The organism is Halomonas sp. KM-1 (assembly GCF_000246875.1).
In the GTDB taxonomy this organism is placed as follows: domain Bacteria; phylum Pseudomonadota; class Gammaproteobacteria; order Pseudomonadales; family Halomonadaceae; genus Halomonas; species Halomonas aerodenitrificans.
Window position 1 is genome coordinate 1 of record NZ_BAEU01000002.1, and the last position, 4,562, is coordinate 4,562.

The window sequence follows — 4,562 nt, forward strand, 5'->3', positions numbered from 1 at the left end:
ATATCGCGAGTCAAGCGCAACGTGATGTCTCCCGGTGGCACCACCGAGCGTGCCGTGGAGCACATGGAGCAGGCCGGCCTGCGCGGCATCGTGGCCGACGCCATGGATGCCTGCGCCGCCCGCGCGCGGGAGATGGCCGAAGAGCTCGGCCAGCGATAGCCTTCTCGGCCAACGATAGTCTTTCAGGCCGCTCCCGCTGACGGAGCGGCCATCTCGACGACATGGAGGAGCCCACATGGGCCAAATGGGAAATGCCGGCCTGCTGCTGGTCAACACCCTGATCAACATCTACCTGTTCCTGATGATGCTGCGCTTTCTGCTGCAGGCATCCCAGGCCGACTACTACAACCCCATCAGCCAGTCGGTGGTGAAGATCACCCAGCCAGTGGTGCGCCCCTTTCAGGGCTTCCTCGGCCCGGTGATGGGACGCTTCGACATGGCCACCCTGGCCGCGGCCTTCGTGCTCAAGGCGGTCAGCATCGTGGCGATCCTGCAGATCGCCGGCATCGGCATGCCGCCGATCACCCAGGTGGCGATCGGCGCCATTGCGGCCATCGCCAACGCCATTCTCAAGATCTATTTCTTCGCCTTGATCGTGATGATCATCCTGAGCTGGGTCGCGCCCAACGCCAGCCATCCCGGGGCGCTGCTGGTGATGCAGTTGGTGGAGCCGATCATGGCACCGGTGCGCAAGGTCATTCCGCCGCTGGGCATGATCGACCTGTCGCCGATCGTGGTCTTCATCGCCATCAGCATCGTCGATGGTATCGTGGTGGGCGCGCTGACCCGTGCCGCCGGTATCGCCGGCGCTCTGGTGGGGCTGTGATCCACACTGTCGCCGTGATGGACCTCAACGACTGGACCCTCAACGACTGGACATAGAACGACAAGATGCCCGAGCTTCCCGATGACTCGGTCGGCCTGGTGACGCCGCAGACGGCGCACTTCGACGACCCCCTGGCCCTGGCCTGCGGCAGAACCCTGCCCGCTTACGATCTCGTCTACGAGACCTATGGCACGCTCAACGCCGAGCGTTCCAATGCGGTACTGATCTGCCATGCCCTGTCGGGACACCACCATGCCGCCGGCTACCATGACGCCGACGAGCGCAAGCCCGGCTGGTGGGACGCCCATATCGGCCCGGGCAAGTCGATCGATACCAACCGCTTCTTCGTGGTGTCGCTGAACAACCTGGGCGGCTGTCACGGCAGCACGGGGCCGATCAGCACCAACCCCGCCACCGGCCGTCAGTGGGGGCCCGACTTCCCCATGGTCACGGTGAGCGACTGGGTGCACAGCCAGGCGCGCCTAGCCGATCGCCTGGGCATCGAGCGCTTCGCCGCTGCCATCGGCGGCAGTCTCGGCGGCATGCAGGTACTGCAGTGGACCCGCCTCTATCCAGAGCGGGTCGCCAACGCGGTGATCATCGCCGCCACGCCCAAGCTCTCGGCGCAGAACATCGCCTTCAACGAGGTGGCGCGCCAGGCGATCCGCTCCGACCCGGACTTCCACGACGGCTGGTACGCCGAGCACGGTACCGCCCCCCGACGCGGCCTCAAGCTGGCGCGCATGGTGGGGCACATCACCTACCTCTCGGAAGACGCCATGGGCAGCAAGTTCGGCCGCGACCTGCGCAGCGAGGACCTCAACTTCGGCTACGACGTGGAGTTTCAGGTCGAATCCTACCTGCGCTACCAGGGCGACACCTTCTCCACCGCCTTCGACGCCAACACCTACCTGCTGATGACCAAGGCGCTGGACTACTTCGACCCGGCAGCGGAGCACGGCGGCGTGCTGGCCGATGCCGTCGCGCCCAGCCAGTGCCCATTCCTGGTGGTGAGCTTCACCAGCGACTGGCGCTTCCCGCCGTCGCGCTCCCGCGAGCTGGCCAACGCCCTGATCCGCGCCGGCAAGCGGGTGAGCTACGTCAACATCGACTCGCCCCACGGTCACGACGCCTTCCTGCTGCCGGAGCCGCGCTACCAGGCGGTGTTCGCCGCCTTCATGTCTCGCGCCGCCCGCGAGCTGGGCTTGGAGGAGACCGCATGATGCGTGCCGACCTGGAGCTGATCCATCGCTGGGTGCCCGAAGGCGCCCACATTCTCGACCTGGCCTGCGGCGACGGCACCCTGCTCGAAGCCCTGGCGCGGGACAAGGGGGTCACCGGCTACGGCCTGGAGATCGACCCGGCGGGCATCACGGCCTGTATCGCCAAGGGGGTGAGCGTCATCGAGCAGAACCTCGACGAGGGGCTGGTGCACTTCGAGGACGACACCTACGACCTGGTGGTCATGACCCAGGCCCTGCAGGCCCTGCGCCGCCCCGACCGCATGCTCGACGAGATGCTGCGGGTGGCCAACGAGTGCATCATCACCTTCCCCAACTTCGCCTACTGGCGCCATCGGGTGCACCTGGGGATCCGCGGCTACATGCCGGTCTCCAAGTCGCTGCCTCATGCCTGGTACGATACGCCCAACATCCATCTCTCGACCTTCAACGACTTCGAGCACCTGTGTCGCGAGAAGGGGCTACGCATCACCGACCGTGCCGTAGGCATCGGCGATCACGAGGGCCATTGGGCCACCCGGCTGCGGCCCAACCTGTTCGGCGAGATCGCGATCTTTCGCGTCGAACGCCAGGATCGCCGCTGAGGCCGTACCGCGGGCCCGCCATTTCAAGGCAGGCCCGCCATTTCAAGGAGAGAGTGCCATGTCGAGCCATCGCATCCTGCCGCTTCGTCACCTTGCCGCCGGTCTGCTGCTGGCTCTGGGCCTGCTGTCGCTGTCGGCGCAGGCCCAGCAGTACGAACAGGTCGGCGCCTACCAGATCCACTACAGCGCGGTGAGCACCGACTTCCTGCCCGCCTCCGTGGCCGAAGCCCACGGTATCCAGCGCAGCCCGGCCATGGCACTGCTCAACGTCAGCGTGCTGGAGGAGGTCGAGGGCGAACTGCGACCGGTCAATGCGCCGGTCAGCGGTACGGTCGGGGAGCTGCAGGGACAGAATCGCACGCCGCTGGAGTTCCGCACCCTGCGTGAGGGCAATACCCAGTCGCAGGTGGCGGTGTTCCGCATTCGCGACGACGAGCCCATGCGCTTCGACCTGGAAGTGCGCTACGACCGCAACCGGCAGCCGGCCGAAGTGGGCTTCGTCCAGCGCTTCCATATCGACCGCTGAGCCATGTCCCAGCCCATTGCCCACCTGGCGCAGTTCGACACCTCGTCCTCGCGGGGTGTGGCGCTGCCCGACGGACGCCACGCCTTCCTGGTGCGCGTTCACGGCCGGGTCAGCGCCTTCGTCAACCGCTGCCCGCATCAGCAGGTGCCGCTCAACCTGCCGGAAGGCGACTTTCTCGAAGCGAGCGGCGAACTGATCCAGTGCGGCATGCACGGTGCGCTGTTCCTGCCGGAAAGCGGCGAGTGCGTGTTCGGCCCCTGCCAGGGCCGCTTCCTGGAGCCGCTGGCGATCTCAATCGACGCCGAGGGCAATATTCACTTGGCGAGTGAGTGACACCGCAAGCCGCTCACCCAGCGCGACCGACACCGGCCGTGACTCGTGCCAGCCGAACTCGCAGCCGTAGGCCAGCACTTCCACTCCCCGCGCTGCCACGGCCTCGAGCGTGGCGGCATAGGCCGGGTCGAGGTGTGCTGCCGGCGCCACGTCGCGAATGCCGCCGTGGGCAACGCAGAACAGCAGCACCGCACGCTGCCCCTGCTCGGCAAGGGCCGCCAGCGCCAGCAGGTGCTTGCGCCCGCGCTCGCTCACCGCATCGGGAAAGTAACCGTGGCCGTCCTCTTCCTTGAGCGTGACCTGCTTGACCTCGACGAAGGCGGTGCCGCGCTCGGGGTCGTCGAGACGAAAGTCGAGCCGCGCGCCCGCCACCTTGGCCTCGCGCCGGAGTTCGGCATAGCCGGCCAGCGCGGCAATTCGCCCCCCTGCCAGCGCCTCCTCGACGATGCGATTGGTGCGCCCGGTATGCACCGACGCCAGCGCCACGCTGCCGTCGGGCTGGGTCAGCTCGATTAGCTCCCAGGTCCAGGCCAGCTTGCGTGCCGGATTGTCGCTCGCGGCCAGCCATACCCGACAGCCGGGCACATTGACCGCCCGCATCGAGCCGGTATTGGGGCAGTGGGCCACCACCTCGCGGCCGTCGTCGAGGCGCACGTCGGCCAGAAAGCGCTTGTAGCGGCGCAGCAGCACGCCGGGAACCAGTTGGGGATAGTCCATCTCGCCGCCTACCGTCGCGCCAGGAAGCGCTCGAGCCGTCTCACCGCCTCCTCCAGGCGTTCGACCCCGGTGGTGAAGGCGATACGCACGTGGTGCTCGCCGCCCACCACGGCAAAGTCGATGCCGGGCGTGATGGCGACGTTCTCCTCTTCCAGCAGGCCCTGACAGAACGCCTGGCTGTCGCGGCTGTAGCGCGAGATGTCGAGCCACAGGTAGAAGGCCCCCTGGGGCGGCAGCGAGGGCACCAGCCCCAGGCGGGCGAGCCCGGCCAGCAGCGCATCGCGGCGGCGGCCGAGTTCGCTGCGTCGGGCTTCGAGCAGCTCCCGGCACTCGGG

The 4,562-nt window shown here is 67.5% G+C and carries 8 protein-coding genes; 6 read left to right on the top strand and 2 right to left on the bottom strand.

Features of this window, described 5'->3' with window-relative positions; all coding sequences use genetic code 11:
- From B8115_RS00035 to B8115_RS00060, 6 genes are all read left to right on the top strand, one after another.
- The coding region (locus tag B8115_RS00035; protein WP_010625675.1) for a pyrroline-5-carboxylate reductase at positions 1 to 159 on the top strand (159 nt) is incomplete at its 5' end.
- 76 nt (positions 160 to 235) lie between these two features.
- Entirely contained in the window at positions 236 to 826 is a 591-nt protein-coding gene (locus tag B8115_RS00040; protein WP_010625676.1) for a YggT family protein, read from the top strand.
- A 65-nt stretch (positions 827 to 891) separates the two neighbouring features.
- On the top strand, positions 892 to 2,049 hold the full coding sequence (locus B8115_RS00045; protein ID WP_010625677.1) for a homoserine O-acetyltransferase: 1,158 nt from the start codon (positions 892 to 894) through the stop codon (positions 2,047 to 2,049).
- Entirely contained in the window at positions 2,049 to 2,651 is a 603-nt protein-coding gene (metW, locus tag B8115_RS00050; protein ID WP_010625678.1) for a methionine biosynthesis protein MetW, read from the top strand. Before B8115_RS00045 ends, metW begins: the two co-directional genes overlap by 1 nt.
- Before the next feature lie 58 nt (positions 2,652 to 2,709).
- Positions 2,710 to 3,177, top strand: a complete 468-nt coding sequence (locus B8115_RS00055; protein ID WP_010625679.1) for a DUF4426 domain-containing protein — start codon at positions 2,710 to 2,712, stop codon at positions 3,175 to 3,177.
- A 3-nt stretch (positions 3,178 to 3,180) separates the two neighbouring features.
- Positions 3,181 to 3,510, top strand: a complete 330-nt coding sequence (locus B8115_RS00060) for a Rieske 2Fe-2S domain-containing protein (protein ID WP_010625680.1) — start codon at positions 3,181 to 3,183, stop codon at positions 3,508 to 3,510.
- Here B8115_RS00060 and sfsA read toward each other — a convergent pair.
- Complete coding sequence (gene sfsA, locus B8115_RS00065; RefSeq protein WP_010625681.1) at positions 3,469 to 4,227, bottom strand: DNA/RNA nuclease SfsA; 759 nt, start codon at positions 4,225 to 4,227, stop codon at positions 3,469 to 3,471. The two genes, B8115_RS00060 and sfsA, sit on opposite strands and share 42 nt — an antisense overlap.
- A gap of 8 nt (positions 4,228 to 4,235) precedes the next feature.
- On the bottom strand, positions 4,236 to 4,562 hold a 327-nt coding region (locus B8115_RS00070), incomplete at its 5' end, for an aminotransferase class I/II-fold pyridoxal phosphate-dependent enzyme (RefSeq protein WP_010625682.1).

Excerpts from the sequence above, each read along its gene's own strand:
- B8115_RS00040 (WP_010625676.1), top strand. The coding sequence starts at position 236 with ATGGGCCAAATGGGAAATGCCGGCCTGCTGCTGGTCAACACCCTGATC.
- B8115_RS00045 (WP_010625677.1), top strand. The coding sequence starts at position 892 with ATGCCCGAGCTTCCCGATGACTCGGTCGGCCTGGTGACGCCGCAGACG.
- metW (WP_010625678.1), top strand. The coding sequence starts at position 2,049 with ATGCGTGCCGACCTGGAGCTGATCCATCGCTGGGTGCCCGAAGGCGCC.
- B8115_RS00055 (WP_010625679.1), top strand. The coding sequence starts at position 2,710 with ATGTCGAGCCATCGCATCCTGCCGCTTCGTCACCTTGCCGCCGGTCTG.
- B8115_RS00060 (WP_010625680.1), top strand. The coding sequence starts at position 3,181 with ATGTCCCAGCCCATTGCCCACCTGGCGCAGTTCGACACCTCGTCCTCG.
- sfsA (WP_010625681.1), bottom strand. The coding sequence starts at position 4,227 with ATGGACTATCCCCAACTGGTTCCCGGCGTGCTGCTGCGCCGCTACAAG.